Origin of the sequence: Pseudomonas bananamidigenes (assembly GCF_001679645.1) — a bacterium.
Classification (GTDB): Bacteria; Pseudomonadota; Gammaproteobacteria; order Pseudomonadales; family Pseudomonadaceae; genus Aquipseudomonas; species Aquipseudomonas bananamidigenes.
Genome location: NZ_LRUN01000075.1, coordinates 1 through 23265 on the forward strand (window position 1 = coordinate 1; position 23265 = coordinate 23265).

Here is a 23265-nt window from a genome sequence, read left to right on the forward strand (position 1 = left end):
AGTCGGGGTTTTGTTTTGCACGCAGGAAAGTGCTCGACGCAAAAGGGCGACTGCAGGGCAGCCGTTAAAGATGGTCATGAGCGCATCGGTAATGCGCTCAGTTGTTATCCATCTGCAAGCTAATCCGTGGAGCACCAGCGATTGCGTCCCAAGCGCTTCGCTTGATACAGGCACATATCCGCCGATTTCAACAACATGGCCATCGTCACTGACTCATCAACGGGACGGCGGGTGGCAATCCCCGCGCTTGCGGTGACGTAGCCCAAAGGATGCCCGGTATGTTCCAGTTCCAGCAATCGGATAGCCTGCAAGATGTCCTCGGCGACTTGAATGGCACCCGCGTTATTAGTGTTGGGCAGGAGCACGGTAAACTCCTCTCCACCGTAGCGCACCGCGAGATCCCCCGGACGTTTGATCGCTTGCTGGATGGCTCTTCCGACGGCGCTGAGGCAATCGTCGCCTGCGGCGTGACCATAATGGTCGTTGTAGCGTTTGAAGTGGTCGACATCGAGCATGATCAATGACAACGGCGAGTTCTGGCGACGAGCCAGACGGATTTCATCCGCCAATGCGGTATCGAGGCGTCGTCTATTACCGAGACCGGTAAGGCTGTCTGTCAGCGCCATGTCGCGCATGGCTTGATGAGCGGAACGGATTTCCCGCTCCATCGCCATTCGCTGACGCAACTGGTTCAGGACGATCAGCCCGAAGCAAGCGAGTACCAGAATCAGAAAAATCAGCACGAAGCCGTTTTTCAACAAGTCCCGGCGCCACGGGGCAGTAATGGAGTCCTTGGACAGTCCTGCTTCGACGACCAGCGGATAGGTCGTCAACGCGCGATAGCCATAAAGGCGTTCGGTGCCATCCACCACCGCCCGGATCTGGGCAATGCCCTCGTTGGAGCTGGGCAGGTAGGTCTTGAAAATCTCGCTGTTTGCCAGACTTTTGCCAACCACCGATGCGATAAAGGGGCGGCGGACCAGAATCGTGCCGTCACGCATGGCCAGCACCAGCGCGCCTTTGTCATCAATGCGGAAGTCGCCGTAATAGTCCACAAAATAGCTGACTTTGACCGTCCCCAGCAGCACGCCCGCGAACGAGCCATCAGGATTGTTCAAACGTCGGGAGATCGGAATGATCAAATCATGAGTGGAGCGGCTTTCGACCACCCGGCCGATGCGTACCTGCCGATCATCATGTGTGCGGTGGTACTGGAAGTAGTCGCGGTCGGCGTTGTTGGCCATTTCCGGTGTGACCTCCTTGTCGGTCACGATCCAATGGCCATCCGGGCCGTAGATGAACAGGCCATGCAACTGCGGCATGATTTTCGATTGCTGCACCAGTAGCTTGTGAATGCGCGCAACGTCGAGGTTCTGCAGGCCGTCACCCTCGACGCGCTCTGCAAGCCCGGCGGTGAGCACATCGACCTGGCGAATGGTGTCTTCGGCGTGTTGGGCCGTGGCACGAGCGAGGTTGGTGGCGGAGTCGCGAGCGGAAGCAAACACTGAACGATAGTCCCGCCAGGTTCGCCAGCTCTCTACTGCCAGAAAAGCCACGACGACCACCACCATGAAGCTGACGGTCAGCCGAAAGGTCGAGCCGGCCTTCACAGCTGTGTTGCGCCGCCCGTGGTTCGCAGTTGGCTCCTGGGAATTGCGTCCGAGCATCAACTTTTCCTTGAATGTCGTTCTGAACGTAGTGCTTGCAAACATTATGACAAGGATCGGCAGCAAGTTCGGCGCAGCCCCCCAATCTGGTGTCATTGTCTCCTTGCAGTTGACGGTGAAACCCTTTTCAGGCGATTTATCCCTTTCAGCCTGGCCATTAATCTGTGCCCATCTTGAACGCAACCGAACTTGCACAACTAAAAAGGGATTCAACATGAGCACTGCAACCTACAACCGCCTGAACAAAGACGACGCCGTCGTTCTGCTGGTCGACCACCAGACCGGCCTGATTTCTCTGGTTCAGGACTTTTCGCCGAACGAGTTCAAGAACAACGTACTGGCTCTGGCCGACCTGGCGAAGTTCTTCGAGTTGCCGACCATCCTCACCACCAGCTTCGAGCAAGGTCCGAACGGCCCGCTGGTGCCGGAGCTCAAGGAAATGTTTCCGGATGCGCCTTATATCGCACGTCCCGGCCAGATCAACGCGTGGGATAACGAAGATTTCGTCAAGGCCATCAAGGCCACCGGTCGCAAGCAGATCATCATTGCCGGTGTGGTGACCGATGTCTGCGTTGCGTTCCCGACGCTGTCGGCACTGGCGGAGGGGTTTGACGTGTTCGTGGTGACCGATGCCTCCGGCACCTTCAACACCACGGTGCAACAAGCGGCGTGGAACCGCATGACCCAGGCCGGCGCACAAATGATGAACTGGTTCTCGGTAGCCTGTGAGCTGCACCGCGACTGGCGCAACGACATCGAGGGACTGGGCAATCTGCTGTCCCAGCGGATCCCCAACTACCGCAACCTGATGAATGGCTATGCGGCACTGACGGCCCACCAGAAATAAGGTCATACCCAGACAAAAGCCTGCTGAAAAGCAGGCTTTTGTCATTCACGGCAGACACGGAAAAGGGGTGTCTACCTCAGACGGTGACGACAACCTTTCCGACTTGCTGATTGGCTTCAAGGAAGCGATGCGCCTGCTGAATGTCATCCAGGGTGAAGGTCTTGGCAATGACCGGTTGCAGAGCACCCGAAGCCAGACCATCGACAATAAAGGTTTTTGCGCGTGTCAGCACGGCCGGGTCTGAAACGATTTCCGAGTAGAGGTAACCCTTCAGCGTCAGGCATTTACCCAACACGGTAAACAACGGGAACGGTGTGGGTTCCGGGCTCAAGGCGCCGTACTCCAGCAGGATGCCCCCGCGAGCCATGCTCTGGGTCAGCGGCTCGAACGAGGGGCCGCCCACCGGATCGAATACCACGCGTGCGCCCTTGCCGTCGGTCAACGCCATGACCGCTGCCACCATGTCCTCTTCATCGCTGACGATCACGTGAGCTGCGCCGGCGTCCAGCAATGCCTGCTTTTTGGCACGGGTGCGGGTCACGGCAATCGAGGTGGCGCCGACCATCCGGGCAATCTGGAAGGCTGCGAGTCCGACGCTGCTGGAGGCGGCAGTCACGATCACGAAGTCGTTTTTCTGAAGTTTCGCTTGTTCGACCAGTGCTCCCCAGGCGGTGACATATTGCATCCAGGAGGCGGCGGCCTGTTCGAAGGACAGATTCGAGGGATGCTTGACGGTCAGGCTTGCGGGCACGTTGGCCAGTTCGCCGTAGGTGCCCCAGCGTGCAATGTCCAGCGGTGGAATGACGCTGACCGCATCACCGGCCTTGAACTCGCTGACATGGGCACCAACGGCGACCACGACACCGGCCGCTTCGTAACCGAGGCGACTCGGGAACTCCGCTTCCTGCAGATAAGCGTGATTGCGAAACATCACTTCTGCCCGATTCAGGCCGAAGGCTTTGACCTCGATCTGCACTTCGTCCGCCGCAGGTGCCGGGACATCAACGTTTTCCAGTTTCAGGACGCTCGCGTCACCGTATTCATGAATCCTGACAATGCGTGCCATGGGTAGCTTCCTCGGTTATCGATGAAATTGCACCAGTGTAATCGGTGCCATGGACGCCAATTTAGGCTTTGGCCTGCCGCCGATAAAGGCCTACGATGGTGCAACACTAGAAACAACGAGTTTCCAATGGATCGACTCACACTCATGTCCACGTTCGTCAAAGCGGTAGAGCTGGGGTCCTTCAGCGCGGTGGCAGATGAGCTCAATCTGTCCCCGCAAATGGTTGGTAAACAGGTGAAGATGCTGGAGCAGCACCTGGGTGTTTCGCTGCTCAACCGCACCACCCGCAAGCAAAGCCTTACGGATTTTGGCCGTACGTTCTATCAGCGGGCGAAGATGATTCTGGCTGACATGGAGGCCGCCGAAGAAATGGCCGCCGTGACCCGTGGCGTACCCAGTGGCCGGTTGCGCATCAATGCACCCGTCACGTTCGGCGTCAGTACGCTGTCGCCAAAGCTGCTGGAGTACATGGTTCGCTATCCGCAGGTTTCGGTGGATCTGACGCTGTCGAACGAACTGGTCGATCTGGTGGACGGTGGATACGACGTGGTGTTCCGCATCGGCGAGCTCGCAGACAGCGGCCTCAAGGCATTGCCGCTGATGCCCTATCACATGGTGCTGTGCGCGGCGCCGTCCTACCTCGCACGTCGCCCACCCATCACCACGCCCTGGGATCTTCAGGAACATGAATGCCTGGCGTTTGCCTATTCGGATGGCCGCTCACACTGGCGACTCGAAGGCCCGGAAGGGGTGATCGACGTGCCGATTAAAAGCCGATTGACGATTAATCAGGGTGACCCTTTGCTGTCCGGAGCAGTGGCAGGGCTTGGGGTGGTGATGCTGCCGCTGGAACTGGTCAAGGACTCGCTGAGGAGCGGCACACTGCTGAGTCTGCTACCGCAGTACAGGGTGCCGGTTTCGCCGATGAATCTGTTGTATGCACCGGATCCGAGGCTGACTCCGAAATTGAGGAGTTTTATTGATTTTGTGCGCATAGCGTTTGGACAAGAGCTGCATTGAGTGATAATGCTTAACGATCAGAGACTTGTCGCACCCAAATCCCTGAGTCCGGGCTTCACATACTTTCGCTACTCATCGACAATGCGCGCTCTGTTCCGGGGTAGTTCAGCGGTAGAACACTCGGCTCCTAACCGGGTGGGCGCTGGTTCGAATCCAGCCCCCGGACCCACTACATAGTAGGTCACAAGGAAGTATGTCCAGGCTTGAGGGTGAATCGGATGTGCTCGGCGGAATAAACGCCGGTTATGCGCACTTTCAACTGTCTCGCGCGCTCACTGCGCTTGACAACGACGCCAGTCCGAATGCACTTGCCCGGATCGAACGCTGGCAAAAGGTTCTCGAAAACCTGATGCATGGCCGTGCACTCTATGGTTCGCGGACGCCGTTTGCCGACTTGCCAGAATGGATCACGCTGGAAGTGGCCACTGGCGGCTTTGCAACGGGCAATCTTCTGGCCGGTGGCGAGTTGACCGTTCATGAGCGTCAATTGGCGTCATCGATCCCCGGCATTCGAGTGGGTTACGAACGACTCGATTTGAACAGGTGGCATCTTTCAGACGAAGGCGTCAGAACGTTGCAAGAGCGACTGACGAAGGAAAACTATCGGATCGATGCACCGGAAGAGGCTGCGTTGCTGACAGTGGCTTGGTTTCTGGGGCAACAACGAGTCGAAGAAGCCAGGAAGTTGATCGAGCAGATCGTGCCTTTCTTCGAACGAGTGCGTTTCTTTCCCGCGGCAGCCAGCGAGCGCCCGCTCCCGATGGCCGAGGTTGAGGTTTTCAATGCTGGCGAAATCAGCCTGCGCCTGTCCGTCCTCTCACCCCAGTCTCGTCTTACAGTTCAAAAGCATGTAGTTGAACGCAGGTTGCCTCTCTACGACGCAGCTGTCTCGCTTTTCCTTCTGACGTACAAGGATGGTTGGCCTTGCAGGTATTACCCTGAAGGCTGGTTCGAGCGCGCTTCGGTGCTTGGTAAAGAATTTGATATCGCCACTGAGGCTGATCCCCGCCGCGCAGGTAACTCCAGTGATCGGGTGGCGGAGTTGCTGGCATTGCTCAAGCAATGCGCCATTGATCCTGCGTCGCTTACGGGGCGCCAGGTTGGGCGTATTCGCAGAATTGTCGATGACTTTGTAGGCAAGCATGGACATCCCGAGTCCGAAGAACATTTCAGCAAGCGCGCACAACAGCGTCATCACGTATCCGCCTCGGCACACTATTTGATTGCCAAGGCTGCTTCCGCGCGTCTGGCGAGATATCCGGTCTCGGAAGGCATCCCTGATTTCGCGCCGTTACTGGAACCCATCACCAACGAAGAGGCAAAGGCTCACTCATTGAATGCGGGTGAGACGATCCCTCCCTCGGTGCGCCGACGTCTCGAACGTTGTCGCAAGGGAACGGTTGCTGAATTGATTGACCATGGCGTCATTACATCCGCAGATACAGTAGCAAAAGTGTTGCCGGCGATGACGGCGCAAATCTGTAGCGCTGGATATCGAGACGTGGCGTTACGGGCGTTATCTGCCGCTACCTATCGTGCTTTCAGGCGTCGACGCTCTTTATTACTGTTGAACATGCAGCGTCAGTTGAAAATCGATGATTTGCCTTGGGTTAAGGCTCTGGCGAGTGAGTACGACGCCGATGTTCTTGCGGTTGAAGGTGCCAGACAGGCTTTGGTCGAAGCGGCTGCATTGACGCTTGCTAAGTTTCCTCAGGCCATTCTGCCAAACAAGCTGCTTCAGGAGTTTTCCTCACTTGCTGAGTCGGCCAAGCTGGATCTTCCCTTCGTAGAAGAGATCGCGGCTGACATTTTCACGGGCGCTTTTGCCGGAAAATATATGGAGGCTGCCAAGCGTTCAGTCCGGTTGATTGCCGGGTCTCTTTATGCACGCTATTACGATATCGACATAGAGCAGTTGGCTGCACTGTCCAAACAGCGGAAAACTCGAAGCAACAGCGGTGTGCTGGCCGATTTGTGCGCGCGGCGGGCGAATGCCGATATCGGTAGATGGAGTCCAGCGAGCAACGGCACGATCATCGAGCAGCAACAGATTTTGACCACGCAAAACCTGGCAATCCTGTTTGATGATTTGGGTCTGAAACAGCTGTTGCATGATCGATTGAGCTCAATGGCCGAGTTGTGTTTCAAATGGATATGCAGGCACCAGCAGATGCAGATCAAGCTATACCATGCACGCTTGGTGATGTTGAAAAACACAGCGTATGCGTGGCGCCAGATGGTTTTTTATCTATCGATGCTGGAGCCGTCTCGGTTGGATAGTGTGCTTGGAAACATTGAAGTGCACTTTGCCGCTCAATCCGATGCATTTCGTGAAAGGTTTACTCCGGCCATGATCGGACTCCGTCTAGCAGCGTCCGGTCGCACCTTGACCATGGATTGCCAAAAGCGTGAGAAGGGCAAGGTTTTTCTCGGGTGGACCACTGAACGGCATTGGCTGATGCCGTCCTGAACATCTGAAATGTCTGCTGAGAAAAGAAAGGCCTGCCCTTGTGAGCAGGCTTTCTGCATTTTCAGAATCGGCTCAACCTGTAAGGGGCTTTGCTTGGTAGAGCATGAGTGCGTGCCATCGCTACTGTCGAAACCATCCCCCCAACCATCTCCGCTGTCACCGCCGCCTGCGTCAGCCCCAGATGCTGATGCCCGAAGGCAAGCAACACTTTTCCATCACACACCCGGTCAATCACCGGCAACGAATCCGGCAGCGATGGCCGGAATCCCATCCACGACGTGGCGGCTTCGATATTCAGCTCATTGCGGAACAAGCCCTTGCTCAGACGATGCAACTGCCAGGCCCGCGCCATGGTCGGTGGGGCATCGAGCCCGGCGAACTCGACTGTCCCGGCCAGGCGCAGCCCCTCGGACATCGGCGTCATGATGAACTTGCGCTCCAGCGAAGTGACGGGGAAGGGCAGTCGGTCATGTTCGTGAGGCAGCGTCAGGTGATAGCCGCGCTCGGTATCGAGCGGTACTTTTTTGCCGGTCAGTGCCGCGGTGAGTGTTGCCGAGTGGGCGCCGCAGGCGATCAGCACCTGACGAGTCGACAGTGTGCCGTCAGCGGTCAGCAGGTTGACGCCATGCTCCTGCACTTGTCCGTCCTCGACCCGTTGTTTTACAAACTGCACGCCGCTGGCCTTCGCGGCATTCACCAGTTCACACACCACCCGGTACGGATCGATGAAGTGTCCGGTGTCCGGAAAAAACAGACCGCCCTGAAGGCGTTCGCTCAGTTGCGGCGCGCGGTCATGCACCGCACTGGCCGACCAGATATCCACCGGGACTCGCTGCTGAAGCAAACGAGCCTGCAACGCCTCGATGGCCGGTCGCGAATCAGGTCGTTCAAAGACCAGCAACGAGCCTTCCACTTTCAGCAACTCGGGACGTTGGATGTCATTGAGCAACCGGTGCCAGGCGTCGAGCGAGTGTTCATTGAGCGCACGCAAGCCCGCTACTGTGCGTTGGAACGGCGCCGGCCGCAGATTCAACAACAGCCGAGTGAACCAGGGCACGGCGCCGGGCAGGTATTTCCAGTCCAGGCGCAGTGGCCCCATCGGGTCCATGAGCATGGCCGGCAAGCGCTTGAGTATCGACAGGTCGGCAATTGGAAATACCTGCTCGGTCGCCAGGTGGCCGGCATTGCCGAACGACGCACCGTGGCCGGGTTCCTGCGGGTCGACCACGATGACCCGCAATCCTTGCTGCGCCAGCCGCCATGCACAGGCAACGCCGATGATGCCGGCGCCGACCACGGCGATGTCATGGGTGATGTTCGGCATGGTTTCAGGCTTCCCTTTGGCCATCGAGCAGGCGTCGCAGTGACAGAGGATTGGATTGTTTGAGGGCGGCTGGCAGCAACATGTCGGGGAAGTCCTGATAACAGACCGGGCGCAGAAAACGCTGGATCGCAGCCGTACCGACCGATGTCGTGCGCCCATCGGAAGTCGCCGGGAAAGGCCCGCCATGCACCATCGCATCACAGACCTCCACACCCGTTGGCCAGCCATTGACCAGCAAGCGTCCGGCCTTGCGTTCCAGCGTTGGCAGCAGAGCGCGGGCCTGATCCAGATCCTCGTCATCCAGATGCAGGGTAGCGGTCAGTTGACCTTCCAGATGTTCCAGCACCTGACGGACGTCATCGTGTTCGGCGCATTCCACGATCAGGGACGTCGCACCAAAGGTTTCGGCTTGCAGCGCGGCATCGGCGAGAAAATCCGCCGCGTCGGTGACGAAAACATGTGCCTGCCCCTGATTCGGACCGGCAGCTCTTTGACCGACGGCTGCAAGACGTGCGCGTGGATTTTCCGCCAGTGCATTCACGCTGGATTCATAGGCATCGAAAATGCCGGGCGTGAGCATGGTCTGGGCCGGGCTGCGCTGGGCAAGTTCGGTCGCAGCGGTGACGAAGGTATCCAGTGCCGGTCCCTTGAGTGCAATCACCAGTCCGGGATTGGTGCAGAATTGGCCGGCACCCAGCGTGAGCGAAGCGACAAAACCTTCGGCCAGCGCTTGCGGCCGATGGCGCAGCGCAGCAGGAAACAGCAACACCGGGTTGATCGAACTCATTTCCGCATACACCGGAATCGGTTCGGGGCGAGCCTGGGCCGCTTTGATCAAAGCGAGTCCGCCGCTGCGCGAGCCAGTGAAGCCCACGGCTTTGATGCGTGGATCGCTGACCAGCGCAATGCCGACCTCATGTCCGGAACCGTACAGCAACGAGAATACGCCCTCTGGCAGACCGCACGCCTTGACGGCCCGAGCCACAGCGCGACCGACCAGTTCGCTGGTGCCGGGATGTGCGCCATGGGCCTTGACGATGACCGGGCAACCGGCGGCGAGTGCCGAGGCGGTATCGCCGCCGGCGACGGAAAACGCCAGTGGAAAATTGCTCGCGCCGAACACCGCCACCGGACCCAGGGCAATCTGGCGTTGGCGCAGGTCCGAACGCGGCATTGGCTGGCGCTGTGGTTGTGCACTGTCGATTCGCACACCCAGCCATTCGCCGGCCCTTACGGTGCGAGCGAAAAGGCGCAGTTGCTGGCAGGTGCGCCCGCGCTCGCCCAACAGGCGAGGGCGGGGCAGGCCGGTTTCGGCCATGGCGCGGTCAATCAACTCATCGCCAAGGGCTTCTATCTCGTTGGCGATGGTTTCGATGAATTCGGCGCGGCTTTCCAGCGACGTTTCCCGATAGCCGTCGAATGCGGCCCGGGCCAATGCGCAGGCCTGTTCGACATGCTCGGCGGAGCCGCCGGCGTAAGCGGGTTCCAGCAGAGTATCGGTGGTCGGGTTGATCCCCCGAAAGACCTCGCGATTGCCCGAGAGGGTTTGCTGACCGATCAGCAGTTTGCCCGTGAGAGACATGGCATCTTCCTGAAAAAAGGAGACCCGCCGCCGAAGTGCGCGGCGGGCTGAAACAAGGCGGGGCTCAGGCGAAGTTCTGTTCCGCCGACCAGTTTTCGTACCAGTGACGGAACAGCGCGTACTGGTTTTCCGCGTAGCGTCGCTGGGAATCGCTGAGGGCATCGGTTTCGTTGAAGTGCAGGGTGTATTCCTTGTCGCCGTTGAGCACCATCAGGTGTTTGTAATACAGCACCAGATCCGTGCCTTCGTCGAAGGACGACAGCACCGCCAGCGCCGACTCCAGCTCCCGTGCCTGGCGCCGGGCCTTGGCATCTCCCTTGGCCGCTTGCTTGCTCAGGGCTACCAGTTGCAGCACCTCACGGGGCAGGGCGTTGCCGATACCGGTAATCGCGCCGGTGGCGTTGCAGTTGACGAAGCCGTGTACGACCTGGGTGTCGACACCGACCATCAGCGTCACGTCATCGTCCTTGGAGGTGATGTTTTCAGCGGCGTAACGCAGGTCGCCGGCACCGCCGAACTCCTTGAAGCCGATCAGGTTCGGGTACTCGCGACGCAGTTCGAAGAACAGGTCGGCGCGGGTGGCGAAACCGTAGTAAGGGCTGTTGTAGATCACTGCCGGCAGGTTCGGCGCAGCTTGCAGAATCGCGGCGAAGTGAGCCTTCTGCGCGGCGAGCGAAGCACCACGGGACAGCACACGAGGAATCACCATCAGCCCCTGAGCGCCGACTTTTGCCGCATGGGCGGCGTGAGACACCGCTTCACGGGTGTTGATGGCGCCAGTCCCGACGATGGTCGGAATCCCGGCAGCCACCAGACGCGCCACGCCTTCCTGACGCTCGGCTTCGGTGAGCAGCGGCCAGTCACCCATGGAGCCGCAATACACGACAGCGCTCATGCCGATATCGATCAACTCGCGACCCTTGGCCACCAACGCATCGAAGTCCGGTTTGCGTGCGGCGGTGCACGGGGTCATCAGGGCGGGCATGCAGCCGGTGAAGATGTTGTCGCTCATTATTGTTCTCCTTGGAACGGTCATTCAGAAAGGTTTGGAAAAGCAGCGCAGCGGCTTAGATGCCCCACGCGAAGGGATCGTCTTCGTCGATCAGCAATGTGCTGTCGGCGCTCATGTAGGCACGGCCGGTGATGAACGGGCGCACGCGTTCACCTTCCCATTCGAAGCGACCTTCGAACTCGCTGCCGGTGATGCTCGCTTGCACCCAGCGTTCGCCGGGCTTGAGTTTTTCGTCGGCGGCCAGGCAGGCGAGTTTGGCGCTGGTGCCGGTGCCGCACGGCGAGCGGTCGTAGGCTTTGCCGGGGCACATGACGAAGTTGCGGCTGTCGGCGCGGTCGTCATCGGCGAACAGCTCGATATGATCGATGAGTGCGCGGTCCTCGCCATGGATGCCTTGGTCCTCGAGGGCCTTGAGCATTTTCCAGGTGAAGTCGGTCAGGGTTTCGACGTTGTCCATCGTCAGCGTCTGACCGTGCTCCGACACCAGGAAAAACCAGTTGCCGCCATAGGCGATATCGCCGAGGAACCGGCCGTATCCGGGCACTTCGACTGCCACCTGTTTGCGGAATCGATAAGCCGGCACGTTACCCAACGTCACAGCACCGTCTTCATGCAAAGTGGCGCTGACGGGGCCGACCGGTGTGTCGATCTTGTGCACGCCCGGGGCGATCAGCCCCAGATGCTGCAAGGAAGCGATCAGGCCGATGGTGCCGTGGCCGCACATGCCCAGGTAACCGGCGTTGTTGAAGAAAATCACGCCGCAGGTGGCGTCTGGCGACACCGGTTCGCAATACAACGCGCCGACCAGCACATCGTTGCCCCGCGGTTCCAGCAGGCAGGCCCGGCGCCAGCGGTCGTGCCGGTTGCGCAGGGCATCGCGCTTTTCGGCCATGGTGTTGCCGGGCAGATCGGGGAAGCCCTTCATCACCAGACGCGTGGGTTCACCGCCGGTGTGGGAATCAATGACGTGTACGCGTTTCATGTTCGTGTCCCTTCAAGAGGTTTCAATAAGCGCCGGCAGCGCGAGAGTTGGCAGCGGTGGCCGGGGATGTCGAAGCGACTTCGCTTTCATCCTCTTCGGATTCCAGACGCAGCAGGTGCGCCGGTACACCCGTGGCGGCGCCCCAGTAGTAAATGCCGGTGGCGAAAGCGGCGACGACCAGCGTGTCGAAGGGGTGAGCGAGGATGCCGAGACCACCGAAAGTGCCGAGTTTCGACAGCACGATGGTCACCGCGTAGAAGGCAATCAGCCACGCGGATGAACGCACTTGATGGGCAAGGCTCAGATGCCGGGTCGGTACGAAACGACCGCACAGCAGGTACACGACAAACATCAGGATTTGCAGGCCGAGCAGCCAGGAGACGGTGTTCCAGCCCGACCAGTAGACGATCAGCGCGGCGATGATGAACGACACCGGTCCCAGCAAGCCCATCCGCTTGACCCGGAACGGGCGCGGCATGTCCGGCGCATTGCGACGCAGTGCAGCGACGGTCACCGGCGCCACGGCATAGCTCAGCACCAGGGCGGCGGATACTACGTTGATCAGCGCTTCCCATGACGGGAACGGCAGGGTCCAGAACACCGACAGGGCGAAGGTCAGCCACAGTGCCGGACGCGGGATGCCGGACTTCTCATCGATGCGGGTGAAAACCTTGAAGAAGGTACCGGTCTGCGCCCAGCCATAGATCACGCGTGGCGTGGCGTTCATGTAGATGTTGCCGCAGCCGCTGGGCGAGATCACCGCGTCCGCCACCACCAGATAGGCCAGCCAGCCCACGCCGAGCGCCAGGGCGATGTCGCGATAGGGCAGAGCGAATTCCTTGGAAACCCCGGCCCAGCCATTGGCGAGCAGTTCAGTGGGGATGCCGCCGAGGAACGCCGTTTGCAGCAACACATAGATCGCGGTGGACAGCAGCACCGACAGGATCAGTGCAATCGGAATCGTGCGCTGGGGGTTTTTCACTTCGCTGGCCACCGAGATGATCGGGGTCAGGCCGAGGTAGGCGAAAATCACACCACCGGCGGAAACCGCCATCTCGATTCCCGAGAGCCCGAAAGGAGCGAAGCCCTGAACCTGGAAGTTCTGCGGTTTGAAGAAGGTGAACAGCACACCGATCACCAGCAGCGGCACGATGAACTTGAACACGCTCACCAGATTGTTGGCCTTGGCAAAGGTTTTCACGCTGCGATAGTTGAGCAGGAAGAACACACACAGAAGAGCGAACTGCACCAGCCAGCCCAACACCGTCGGATCGCCGCTGCCGGGCTGGGTCAGGCCGGGAAACCACGCCGCCGCATATTGGCGCGAAGCGACCACCTCGATCGCCACCAGACTGGAAAACGCGATCAGCGTGATAAAGCCCATCAGATAACCGAGCAGTGGCCCGTGGCTGTAGACCGGGTAACGCACCACACCGCCGGCCCGGGGCAGGGCAGCGCCCAGTTCGCAGTAGACGATGCCCAGCAGCAACACGGCGAAACCGCCCAGCAGCCAGGAAAATATCCCCGCCGGCCCGGCAATCGCAGAAACGTGACTGGCCGCGAACAGCCACCCCGAACCGAAGATCGCTCCGAGTCCGATAAACGTGAGATCGATCAATGAAAGCTGTTTTTTGAACTTGCCTTGGCCTGACATGGCGTCGCCTTCTTGTGAGTTATTGGATAGGCAGGTGTGTGTCACTGGGACGGGCCAAGATTGAACTCATCGGCAGCTGCGTGATTGATGCTTTGCGCAAGCCTGGATGACGAAATCGGCACAATTGCGATGAGAGATGACTGGCCTCGACAGGCCGTGGGCGTTGCTGCACTCTGCATGCGAACGCCGCATGGCGGGCCATTGGCCGACCCCACCGCGAAGGAAGACACCGACGATGCAGAACGCATTTGCGATCCTGTGCGAAGGCGATGAGCGCAATCGCCCCCAGACCCTCGAAGCCTTGGTGGCGGGCGTTGCCGCGCTGTTGCCGATGCTGGACGTGATTCCGAACGCGGTGATTTTCATCAAGGATCCGCAAGCGCGTTACGTCCTGGCCAATCGCACGCTGGTGCAGCGCTGTGGGTTGAAAGACCTGAAACCGTTACTCGGCAAAACCAGCGCGCAGGTGTTCCCGGCGCAACTCGGACCGGGCTACACCGAACAGGATCGCCGGGTGCTGGAAGATGGGTGGGTGCTGGAGGATCAACTGGAACTGCATCTGTACGGCAGTCGCGAACCGGGCTGGTGCCTGACCCATAAGCGACCGCTGTACAACCGTGACGGCGCGATCATCGGTCTGGCGGGCATTTCGGTGGACCTGCAATCAGCCAGTGAAACCCATCCAGCCTTCGAGCGTCTGGCCGCCGTCGACGAGCACATCCGCGCGCATTTCAATCGTCGGGTGACGCTGGGCGAACTGACCCGGATCGCCGGCATTTCGGTGGCGCAACTGGAGCGTTACTGCAAGCGCGTGTTCCACCTGACGCCTCGGCAGATGATCCAGAAAGTACGGCTGGAACATGCCCATCGCTTGCTGCACACCGACCTTCCGATCACCGAAGTCGCCCTGCAGTGTGGCTATACCGACCACAGCGCCTTCACCCGGCAGTTCAAGGCTTCAACCGGGTTCACACCGCGCCAGTACCGGCAGGCGACGGAGCAATGAGCGGTTCTCGGGTCATTGCGGATAAACTGAGCCCGTCAGTTCCAGGTTGCGCAGGTAAAACGAGATGAACCGGATACGAATACGCCATTGCGCGTATTTTCTTTGCGCGATCATGCTGACGTTGACGACGGCTTGCTCCAGCAAGGCTCGATACGCTACCGTGGGTGATCGCTGCTATGCCAAAGCGGTGCCGACCATGGGCGAGGGTGGCCTGGCCTGGGGACAGACCCTGGGCCAGGCACAGAAAAAATCAATGGATAACTGCATGCGCTACGCCAGCCGCTCCGGCGGAACGCCCGGTACTTGTCAGGTGGTGTTGGCCAAGTGCAAAAATTAACAGGGCGGTATAGCCGCCCACGCCACATCGACCGAAAAGGACTTCAGTGAATCTTCATCTTGAAATCGAGCGGATTTTTACCGACCAGGCCTTCGCAAGGCCCCTGTTTTATTCCCGCCCGGGAGGACTGCGTTTCGAACTCTCCGAAACCGGAGGAATGATCGAACAGTTCCTGTTGGCCTTGCGAAAATCGACCGAGATCTGCACCGACATTTTCAGTGACGAGCCCACGCTGGTGACGTGCCTGCGCTTTCACTCCGGCGGCCAGCGATTTGCCCATCGAGCGTTGCTTCAGTCCGTTCGATCTGCAGGTATCGAGATACCCGCAGAACGCTCGATCTGGAGTGAACGCACCGATCCGGACGACTGGTTCTGCGAAAGCGAGCCCGAGTACTGGATCAACCTCGCTTTCGAAGTGCCCGCAAGGATGCTTCAGGCATTGCTCTGGTGCGCACTGGCCACGGATTTTGGTGCGATCGCGCCGAATCCACGCTGCGCGATCTACCTGTTCAACCTGAAGGCCGGAGTGATGGTTTTCCCTTACGACGACCGAGGGATGGACGTGGTCGGGCCCAACAAGGATCTGCTTTCAAGGCTGTACCACCGGCATCATGCGTATCTTCTCGATTACGACCGGCCAGCGATGGATGCTGACTTCGCGGGCTTCTTCTGAGCCTGGGTCCAACCCGGGCATTCAGGCCCGTGCCTTATCAGCGTGCGCGTTTCAACGATTGAGAAAGAGCCTGCTTGGCGATCAGTGAGGCAACGTCCTTGGCACCGAAGCAGCGGAATTTGACACTGTAGGCGTCGGTATCGAGACGGACGATCTTCGTCACGAAGCCACCTTCGACGGTGACCTTGCGGATCGATGTCATGGGCAGTTCGACGTCCAGTGTCCCGTCCTGAGCCATGCGGTTCATGGCATTGGCGTTCAAGTGAACAGCGTTCTGGGTCACGGTCACTTTCCCGCCTACCCATAACCCGCTGTAGTGATTTCTGAACCCCTCGAGCACGCCGGCCAGCACGCCGACATTTCCGCTGCCGACGACCTCGTAGAATTCGCCCACGTCCTCGTAGTTCACTTCGGCGTCGGTCACCAGAAAGTTGGCCATCTTCGACTTCAATACTGCTTCGGCCATCCCTGCATCTCCTTTGTTTGATTACAGTCCAGAAACTCAGACGCCTGTTTACCTGACAAAAAACAAAATCACCATGTGTTTACTTCGTTCCTTCATGCGTCGCAGTTCTCACTGCCCGTATCTGTCTGTCTGGAGTTCTCTCGATGCCCTCGCTCAAAACACTGCCCGCTGCATTGCTGGGGCTGGCCCTCGCCTGTCCGGTCGAAGCCGAGTCTCAGGGCATGGAGTTGGGGCAGGTGCTGATCGGAGCTGAAGAACAGAGCGGCGAAGACTTTTCGGTGCAGGAAGCGAAGTCCCGGCTCGCGCAAATCCCCGGCGCGACCAATGTGGTCGACATGCGCACGCCCTTGCAGGGACGGGTGGCGAGCAATCAGGATGTGCTGGCGTATCAGCCGGGTGTATACGCGCAGTCGGCGGGCAACGAAGGGGTGAAGGTCTCGATCCGTGGCTCGGGCATCAACCGCGCTCCCGGTGCCCATGCTTCCGGGCTGTACACGATGCTCGACGGTCTGCCGCTGACCGGCCCCGGCGGTACGCCCTACGAGTTGCTGGAGCCACTGTGGCTCGACCATGTGGAAGTGTTGCGCGGTGCCAACGGTTTTGATCGTGGTGCGCTGGCGTTGGGTGGGGCGGTCGATTACGTCAGCCACACCGGCTACAACGCGCCGCTTTTGAACGTGCGCTACGTCATGGGCAGCCACGGTTATGCCCAGCGGCAAGTCAGTTCGGGCCAGGTGCTCGGCGATTTCGATTACTACCTGTCGATGACCGATGCGCACTCCGACGGTTATCAGGATCACACCGCGAGCAAAAGCCAGGGCGTGATCGCCAACTTCGGTTATCGCTTCAATCCGGACCTGGAAACCCGTTTCTACATCCGTCACCGCGAGACCGACAACGACCTCGCCGGTCGCGTGACCAAGCATTCCATCGAGCACGATCCGCGTGCGGCCAACCCCGCCTACGTGAACCGCAACGACAGCCGCGATCAGCCCGGCAGTACTTTCATCGGCAACAAGACCACGTATTACATCGACGACGATTCGAGCATCCAGACCGGTCTGGTCTATCACGATTACCCGATGGACCTGCGTGAAGGCCCGAACCGTTTGAAGGTCGCGTATACCGATGTCAGCGGCACGTTCGACTACAAGCGCCGCGACACCCTCTGGGGGCTCGAAAGCCGCAGCACGGTTGGCCTGCGGGTGACCAAACACCTGCCCAACGACGGTGCCAGCGAGCTGGTTCGGATCCCCACCGGCAACACCGCCGGTTATGCGCCGGGCACGCATATGCGCAACTTCACTTATCAAGGCTCGGACACCGTTCTGCACTTTGGCAATGATCTGGAGATCGCCGATGACCTGTGGCTGACCACGGGCCTCGCCGCGATCTACACCCGCCGCGAAAGTGCCGTGACTTACCCCGACGGAGGCGGCAAGACCAGCCTCGGCGACTGGGATTACGCGCCACGTCTGGGGCTGCGCTATCAGGTGACGCCGGACCTGCAACTGTTCGGCAACCTCAGCCGCTCGGTCGAAGCGCCGCATCCATGGTCGCTGATCTACAGCTCCAACGTTCGCTTCCCGGCGGGCAGCGGCGCCGCCACCGGCACCCAACGTGATCCGGTCAAACTGCAGAACCAGACCGCGACCACCCTGGAGCTCGGCGGTCGTGGCGACAGCGCACTCGGCGAATGGAGCCTGGCCTGGTACTACGCTCAGGTACGCCACGAATTGCTCTCGGTTTTACCGGACGCCAACGCCACCACGCCTTATGAACTCAACGCCAGCCCGACCGTGCACCAAGGTGTTGAAGCCAGCCTCAACAGCAACCTGTGGTCGGCGAACGACGGCGGCAAGTTGAGCCTGCGTCAGGCCTACACCTTCAGCGACTTCCACTACCGAGACGACGACCGTTTCGGCGACAACCGTCTGCCGGGCCTGCCGATGCATTACTACCAGGGCGAACTGCGCTACGACTTCCCGCAGGGCTTCTTCGCCGCCGTCAACACGCAACTGGTGTCGAAAGTCGCGGTGGATTACGCCAACAGCTACTACGCCGACCCTTACGCCACCTTCGGTGCCACACTGGGCTACAACGCGCCGAAGGGCGACTGGCAGACCTGGCTGGACATGCGCAACCTGACCGACAAGCACTACGCCGCTACCGTTACGCCGGGCTATGACGACAAGGGGCTGGATGCGGCGCGATCAACGCCAGGTGAGGGGATGGCGATGTATGTCGGGGTGTCGTGGAGTCTGCTTTGAGCTGTGTCGGATCGGGCCTAAGCTAATGAGAAAAGGGTATTTGTCCGGTGTTTTTAATATCGTTTAGTTTTGTTTTATCAACGAATCAAAAGCATCAAACCGACAGACCCCCGATTGCCATGACGGCACACGCTGAATCGATCACAGGCTCTTCAGGTTTGATTCACACGGGAGTGAATCATGCCGCATACCTTGGACATCACTGCATTACCGACCCTGGACCTGTCGCAGCTGGACGGTACGCCGCAGCAGCGCCAGGCCTTTCTCGATGAATTACGCCACGCCGCCCGCGATGTCGGTTTCTTTTACCTGACCGGTCATGGCATCGACGCCGAGCTTCTCAGGCAGGTGCAGGACCACGCCCGTCAGTTCTTTGCCTTGCCCGACAGTGAGAAAACCGCCGTCGGCATGATCAATTCGCCGCACTTTCGCGGCTACAACCGCGCCGCGTCGGAGATCACCCGAGGCCAGCCTGATCAGCGTGAGCAATTTGATCTGGGGGCCGAGCGCGACGTCTTGCCGTTGAACGCTGACAGTCCGTTGTGGGCGCGTCTGCAAGGGCCCAATCAATGGCCGCAAGCCTTGCCGCAACTCAAGCCGCTGCTGCTCGACTGGCAGCAAGCGATGACCCACATGTCGTTGCGTCTATTGCGTGCCTTTGCCCAGGCACTCGCGCTGCCGGAAGACGCCTTTGACCGCTTGTACGGCGACAAACCCAATGAACACATCAAGCTGATGCGCTATCCGGGGCAAGCTTCGTCGGCGAGCAGTCAGGGCGTCGGCGCGCACAAGGATTCGGGTTTCCTCAGCTTTCTGTTGCAGGACCAGCAGGCAGGCCTGCAAGTGGAAATCGAAGAGGGGCGCTGGATCGATGCGTTGCCACGGGATAACACGCTGGTGGTGAATATCGGCGAGTTGCTGGAACTGGCCACCAACGGTTATCTGCGCGCCACGGTGCATCGCGTGGTCTCGCCGCCCGAGGGCAGCGAGCGCTTGTCCATCGCGTTTTTCCTCGGCGCGCAACTCGATGCAGTGGTGCCGCTTTATCCCTTGCCGACGGCGTTGCTGCGTGAGGCTCGCGGTCCGGCCAGTGATCCGCTCAATCCGTTGTTTCGCGATGTCGGCTGGAATTATCTGAAGGGCCGACTGCGCTCCCATCCCGATGTCGCACAGCGCTTCTATGCCGATGCGTCGAATACCCAAACACCGCTTCGCAAGACCGCCAACGCCTGATCCATCACTCGCAAAAGGACACTTCCCATGTTGAAAAAAACAGGCCTGACCCTGGCCGTCCTCAGCGCGCTGGTGACTTCGTTCAGTGCTCAAGCGCTGGAGCCATTGCGCGTTGCCGCCGACCCGGTGCCCCACGCGCAGATCCTGGCCTACATCCAGAAAATCGATCCGCAACTGAACCTCAAGGTGATCGAAATCCCCCAGGGCGTGAATTCCAACGAGCTGCTGGTGCACGGCGATGTGGACGCCAACTACTTCCAGCATCTGCCGTATCTGCAATCCCAGGAAAAAGCCCTCGGCGAAAAACTCGCGGTGGCCGCCACGGTGCATATCGAACCGCTGGGGATCTATTCCCATCGTCACAAAACCTTCGCCCAGGTGCCGGACAAAGGCACAGTGGCGGTGCCCAACAACGTCACCAATCTGAGCCGTGCGCTGTACCTGTTGCAGGACAACGGCCTGATCAAGCTCAAGCCCGGTTTCAATGATCCGGCGGCCGATCAGGCGACGCCCAAGGACATCGCCGAAAACCCGAAACACCTGAAGATCCTCGAAATCGAATCGCCGCAACTGCCCCGTGCGCTGGATGACGTGGATCTGGCGGTGATCAACGGCAACTACGCACTGGAAGCCGGGCTGGTGCCGGCCAGGGATGCGCTGGGGCTGGAGAAGCCTGAGCACAACCCTTACGCCAATATTCTGGTGACCACGCCGAAACTGGAAAACGATCCGCGCATTCAGCAACTGGCGAAAGACCTGACTTCACCGCCGGTGGCCCAATACATCACCGAGCACTTCAAGGGCTCGGTGATCCCTGTGGCGGATGCCAGGCCATGATCGTCATCGAGCAGTTGAGCAAGACGTATCCATCAGCATCGACAGCGGCGCTGGACCGGGTATCCCTGAGCATTCCCGATGGCGCGATCTTCGGCATTCTCGGACGCAGCGGTGCGGGCAAGTCGACATTGCTGCGCTGCCTCAATCTGCTCGAACGTCCGGATGCCGGGCGCATTCTGCTGGACGGCGAAGACCTCACGGCGTTGTCCGACAGTGAACTGCGCCGTCAGCGCCAACGCATCGGCATGATCTTTCAGGGCTTCAATCTGCTGCATTCGCGCAATGTATTCGACAACGTCGCGGTGCCGCTGGAAATCGCCAGAGTCGCCAAACCCCAACGTCGTGAACGGGTTCGGGAACTGCTGGATCTGGTGGGCCTGAGCGACAAGGTCCAAGCCTTTCCTTCACAGCTTTCCGGTGGCCAGAAACAACGGGTGGGCATCGCCCGGGCCTTGGCGGCGCGACCGGCGTATCTGCTGTCGGACGAAGCCACCAGCGCCCTCGACCCGGAAACCACCGCATCGATTCTGGAGCTATTGCGTGACATCAATCGGCAGCTCGGTTTGACCATCGTCCTGATCACCCATGAGCTGGACGTGGTGCGCTCGATTTGCGATCACGCCGCCTCATTGGCCAATGGTCGATTGGTGGAAGCGGGACCGGTCGCCAGATTGCAGGCGACGCCGAATTCCGCGCTTGGTGCGGCGCTGCGGCCCAGTTGCGGCTTGCCGCTGGGGCATGACGCGCCGGGACTGAGTTTTCTGCGGCAATACGGTGTACGGGCGGCCCACTCATGAACCGGACCGTCGACTGGAACGAAATCCTGCAACTGGTGTTCAACGCCACCGGCGAAACCCTGTACATGGTGTTGTTGGCAGGGCTCTTCACCTTGCTGATCGGCCTGCCGCTGGGGGTGTTGCTGTTCATCAGCCGTCGTCAGGGTTTGTATCCGTTGCCCTGGCTCAATCAGGCACTGGGCGCGGTCATCAACCTGGGGCGTTCACTGCCGTTCGTGGTGATGCTGATTGCCCTGATCCCGCTGACCCGTCTGGTGGTCGGCACCACATTGGGCAGCACCGCCGCCGTGGTGCCGATCACCATCGGGGCGTTTCCGTTTTTTGCGCGGATTGTCGAGAACGCCCTGGACGAAGTGGAAAAGGGCCGGATCGAAGCCATCCTCGCCATGGGCGGCGACATCCGTCATGTGATTTTCAAAGTGCTGTTACCCGAAGCACTGCCGGCCCTGTTGGCGGGTGTCACCCTGACGCTGGTGATGCTGATCGGTTTTTCCTCCATGGCCGGGGTCATCGGTGGTGGTGGACTGGGCGATCTGGCGATCCGCTACGGCTACCAGCGCTTCAAGTGATGGTCGCCACCGTGGTGGTGCTGGTCATGCTCGTGCAGGATGTGCAAAGCCTGGGCGACCGATTGGTGCGGTCGCTGGCTCATCGACGCTGAGTGTCGGTTGCAGGCTTACCGCTTGAGGGGCGTGACGATCGAAGTTTCGTCGCTGTCGAGGACGAACACCGCCAGCAGGCGCGCAGGTTCGGTGTCGCTGGCGTTGGCGCTGACCAGATGCACGGAGCCCGGCTCCTCGACGAAGTTTTCGCCGACGTGGTAGATCTTTTCAGGCTTGCCCTTGACCTTGATGCGAAACGAACCTTCCAGCACCGTGGCGTAGATGAAGGCGGTCTTCGGATGGGTATGGGACGGTGATGCCGCTCCGGGCCCGTACTCGACGACCACCCCCCGCATGCTTTTGCCGGGGATGTTGGGAATCGGCCTATCAAAGACCACCGAAACCTTGCCGGCAGGCGGCTCGGCGGCCGAGGCAGTGCTGATCGACAGCGCTGCGAATGCCGCGCTCAACAGAAATCGGGTAACCATGAGATGTCTCCTTGGCAGTCAGGAAGTGGAATGGCCTGAGTGACTATCGAGCCGTCGAGCGAGCGATCCAGTTTTCAAAACGGATGGCCCCCAGACGCGAATCTTTGCCGGTGACCAGCGACTGATCGTCAAGCAGCGTCCCGAAGTAGCGTGCGTGCACGTCCGGTACGACTTTGCGCTTGTCGTGGCTTGCTTGCAGATAACGTCGGGCCAGTTCGTCCAGCGGCAGCGCCTCGGGCCCGCCGACATCCACCGAGCCGTTGAGCGGGGGCGCCAGAACGACGTCGAGTAACGCTGCGACCACATCGTCAGAGGCGATCGGTTGAATCAGCGCCGGAGGCACGCGAAGTTCATCGGCAACCGCAAAGGACTCGGCGATGCCGCCGACAAATTCGAAAAACTGTGTGGCCCGCAGGATCGAACAAGGCTGACCGGACGCCTTGATCAGGTTTTCCTGGGCCACCTTGGCGCGCATATAGCCAGACTCGGGCAACCGTTCACAACCGACTATCGACAACGCAACGTGATGGCGAACCCCGGCAGCCGCTTCGGCCGCCAGCAGGTTACGGCTGGACGTCTCGAAGAAATCCAGGACGGCCTGATCCTCCCAGGACGGCGCATTCGCGACGTCGACCACCACATCCGTGCCGTCCATCGCGGCCGCCAGTCCTTCGCGGGTGATGCTGTTGACGCCCGTGCTCGGGCTGGCGGCGAACACGTCATGGCCGCGCTCGCGCAGAAGGGGCACCAGTTTCGAGCCGATGAGGCCGGAGCCTCCGATAACGACAATCTTCATGGGTCTCTCTCCTTGATGACGCCAACCGTTGGCGCCGATGGAATGGAGAGTGCCGGTGCGGGGGAGGGAAGTCCTTGTGATGACCTTGAGTTTGCCTTGTCGAACCCTTGCATTTCCGTCCAGCCGGCGTTGCAAA

20 protein-coding genes, 1 tRNA gene and 1 pseudogene are annotated in these 23265 nt (G+C 59.9%); 12 read left to right on the forward strand and 10 right to left on the reverse strand.

The window, feature by feature from the left end; genetic code table 11:
* Positions 1–119: 119 nt before the first annotated feature.
* Complete coding sequence (locus tag BBF94_RS23060) at positions 120–1667, reverse strand: sensor domain-containing diguanylate cyclase (RefSeq protein ID WP_065261268.1); 1548 nt, start codon at positions 1665–1667, stop codon at positions 120–122.
* 214 nt (positions 1668–1881) lie between these two features.
* Between BBF94_RS23060 and ycaC the strand changes: the two genes are divergently transcribed.
* Complete coding sequence (gene ycaC, locus BBF94_RS23065; protein WP_065261269.1) at positions 1882–2514, forward strand: isochorismate family cysteine hydrolase YcaC; 633 nt, start codon at positions 1882–1884, stop codon at positions 2512–2514.
* A gap of 76 nt (positions 2515–2590) precedes the next feature.
* On the opposite strand, the gene BBF94_RS23070 is transcribed toward ycaC, so the two are convergent.
* Positions 2591–3580 (reverse strand): zinc-dependent alcohol dehydrogenase family protein, encoded by a 990-nt coding sequence (locus tag BBF94_RS23070; RefSeq protein WP_065261270.1) that lies wholly within the window; start codon positions 3578–3580, stop codon positions 2591–2593.
* A 126-nt stretch (positions 3581–3706) separates the two neighbouring features.
* On the opposite strand from BBF94_RS23070, the gene BBF94_RS23075 reads away from it, so the two are divergent.
* The 3 genes from BBF94_RS23075 (at position 3707) to BBF94_RS23085 (ending at position 7070) form a co-directional block, all read left to right on the forward strand.
* The gene (locus BBF94_RS23075; protein ID WP_065261271.1) at positions 3707–4600 is read left to right on the forward strand and encodes a LysR family transcriptional regulator; all 894 of its coding nucleotides are present in this window, start codon (positions 3707–3709) and stop codon (positions 4598–4600) included.
* A gap of 94 nt (positions 4601–4694) precedes the next feature.
* A tRNA-Arg gene (locus tag BBF94_RS23080) sits at positions 4695–4769 on the forward strand.
* 24 nt (positions 4770–4793) lie between these two features.
* Positions 4794–7070 (forward strand): hypothetical protein, encoded by a 2277-nt coding sequence (locus BBF94_RS23085; protein WP_065261272.1) that lies wholly within the window; start codon positions 4794–4796, stop codon positions 7068–7070.
* Between the two features lie 61 nt (positions 7071–7131).
* Here BBF94_RS23085 and BBF94_RS23090 read toward each other — a convergent pair whose 3' ends face one another.
* The 5 genes from BBF94_RS23090 to BBF94_RS23110 all read right to left on the reverse strand — a co-directional run bounded on the left by BBF94_RS23090 (position 7132) and on the right by BBF94_RS23110 (position 13624).
* Positions 7132–8394, reverse strand: a complete 1263-nt coding sequence (locus tag BBF94_RS23090; protein WP_141676619.1) for an NAD(P)/FAD-dependent oxidoreductase — start codon at positions 8392–8394, stop codon at positions 7132–7134.
* Between the two features lie 4 nt (positions 8395–8398).
* A complete protein-coding gene (locus BBF94_RS23095) occupies positions 8399–9976 on the reverse strand; it encodes an aldehyde dehydrogenase (NADP(+)) (protein WP_065261274.1) in 1578 nt (525 codons plus the stop codon).
* 64 nt (positions 9977–10040) lie between these two features.
* The gene (locus BBF94_RS23100; protein ID WP_065261275.1) at positions 10041–10988 is read right to left on the reverse strand and encodes a dihydrodipicolinate synthase family protein; all 948 of its coding nucleotides are present in this window, start codon (positions 10986–10988) and stop codon (positions 10041–10043) included.
* Positions 10989–11043: 55 nt separating this feature from the next.
* Positions 11044–11970 (reverse strand): 4-hydroxyproline epimerase, encoded by a 927-nt coding sequence (locus tag BBF94_RS23105; protein WP_065261276.1) that lies wholly within the window; start codon positions 11968–11970, stop codon positions 11044–11046.
* Between the two features lie 22 nt (positions 11971–11992).
* On the reverse strand, positions 11993–13624 hold the full coding sequence (locus BBF94_RS23110; RefSeq protein ID WP_065261277.1) for an APC family permease: 1632 nt from the start codon (positions 13622–13624) through the stop codon (positions 11993–11995).
* A gap of 235 nt (positions 13625–13859) precedes the next feature.
* Between BBF94_RS23110 and BBF94_RS23115 the strand changes: the two genes are divergently transcribed.
* From BBF94_RS23115 to BBF94_RS23125, 3 genes are all read left to right on the forward strand, one after another.
* A complete protein-coding gene (locus tag BBF94_RS23115) occupies positions 13860–14630 on the forward strand; it encodes an AraC family transcriptional regulator (RefSeq protein WP_065261278.1) in 771 nt (256 codons plus the stop codon).
* 64 nt (positions 14631–14694) lie between these two features.
* Positions 14695–14967, forward strand: a complete 273-nt coding sequence (locus BBF94_RS23120) for a hypothetical protein (RefSeq protein WP_065261279.1) — start codon at positions 14695–14697, stop codon at positions 14965–14967.
* Positions 14968–15013: 46 nt separating this feature from the next.
* Positions 15014–15640 (forward strand): DUF3885 domain-containing protein, encoded by a 627-nt coding sequence (locus BBF94_RS23125; protein WP_065261280.1) that lies wholly within the window; start codon positions 15014–15016, stop codon positions 15638–15640.
* Between the two features lie 37 nt (positions 15641–15677).
* Here the strand turns inward: BBF94_RS23125 and BBF94_RS23130 are convergent, their stop codons facing one another.
* Complete coding sequence (locus BBF94_RS23130) at positions 15678–16106, reverse strand: hypothetical protein (RefSeq protein ID WP_065261281.1); 429 nt, start codon at positions 16104–16106, stop codon at positions 15678–15680.
* Positions 16107–16249: 143 nt separating this feature from the next.
* Here BBF94_RS23130 and BBF94_RS23135 point away from each other — a divergent pair, with 143 nt between their 5' ends.
* From BBF94_RS23135 to BBF94_RS23155, 5 genes and pseudogenes are all read left to right on the forward strand, one after another.
* Positions 16250–18376, forward strand: coding sequence for a TonB-dependent receptor family protein (locus tag BBF94_RS23135; protein ID WP_065261282.1), 2127 nt, complete (start codon positions 16250–16252; stop codon positions 18374–18376).
* A 180-nt stretch (positions 18377–18556) separates the two neighbouring features.
* Positions 18557–19609, forward strand: a complete 1053-nt coding sequence (locus BBF94_RS23140; RefSeq protein WP_065261283.1) for an isopenicillin N synthase family dioxygenase — start codon at positions 18557–18559, stop codon at positions 19607–19609.
* A 27-nt stretch (positions 19610–19636) separates the two neighbouring features.
* Positions 19637–20446, forward strand: a complete 810-nt coding sequence (locus tag BBF94_RS23145; protein ID WP_065261284.1) for a MetQ/NlpA family ABC transporter substrate-binding protein — start codon at positions 19637–19639, stop codon at positions 20444–20446.
* On the forward strand, positions 20443–21243 hold the full coding sequence (locus tag BBF94_RS23150; protein WP_082302457.1) for a methionine ABC transporter ATP-binding protein: 801 nt from the start codon (positions 20443–20445) through the stop codon (positions 21241–21243). Before BBF94_RS23145 ends, BBF94_RS23150 begins: the two co-directional genes overlap by 4 nt.
* Positions 21240–21904: pseudogene (locus BBF94_RS23155) on the forward strand (methionine ABC transporter permease). The gene BBF94_RS23150 and the pseudogene BBF94_RS23155 overlap by 4 nt, the downstream one beginning before the upstream one ends.
* 15 nt (positions 21905–21919) lie before the next feature.
* Here BBF94_RS23155 and BBF94_RS23160 read toward each other — a convergent pair.
* Together BBF94_RS23160 and BBF94_RS23165 are read right to left on the reverse strand one after the other, a co-directional pair.
* On the reverse strand, positions 21920–22333 hold the full coding sequence (locus BBF94_RS23160; protein ID WP_065261285.1) for a cupin domain-containing protein: 414 nt from the start codon (positions 22331–22333) through the stop codon (positions 21920–21922).
* A gap of 43 nt (positions 22334–22376) precedes the next feature.
* Complete coding sequence (locus BBF94_RS23165; RefSeq protein ID WP_065261286.1) at positions 22377–23129, reverse strand: SDR family oxidoreductase; 753 nt, start codon at positions 23127–23129, stop codon at positions 22377–22379.
* Positions 23130–23265 lie beyond the last annotated feature (136 nt).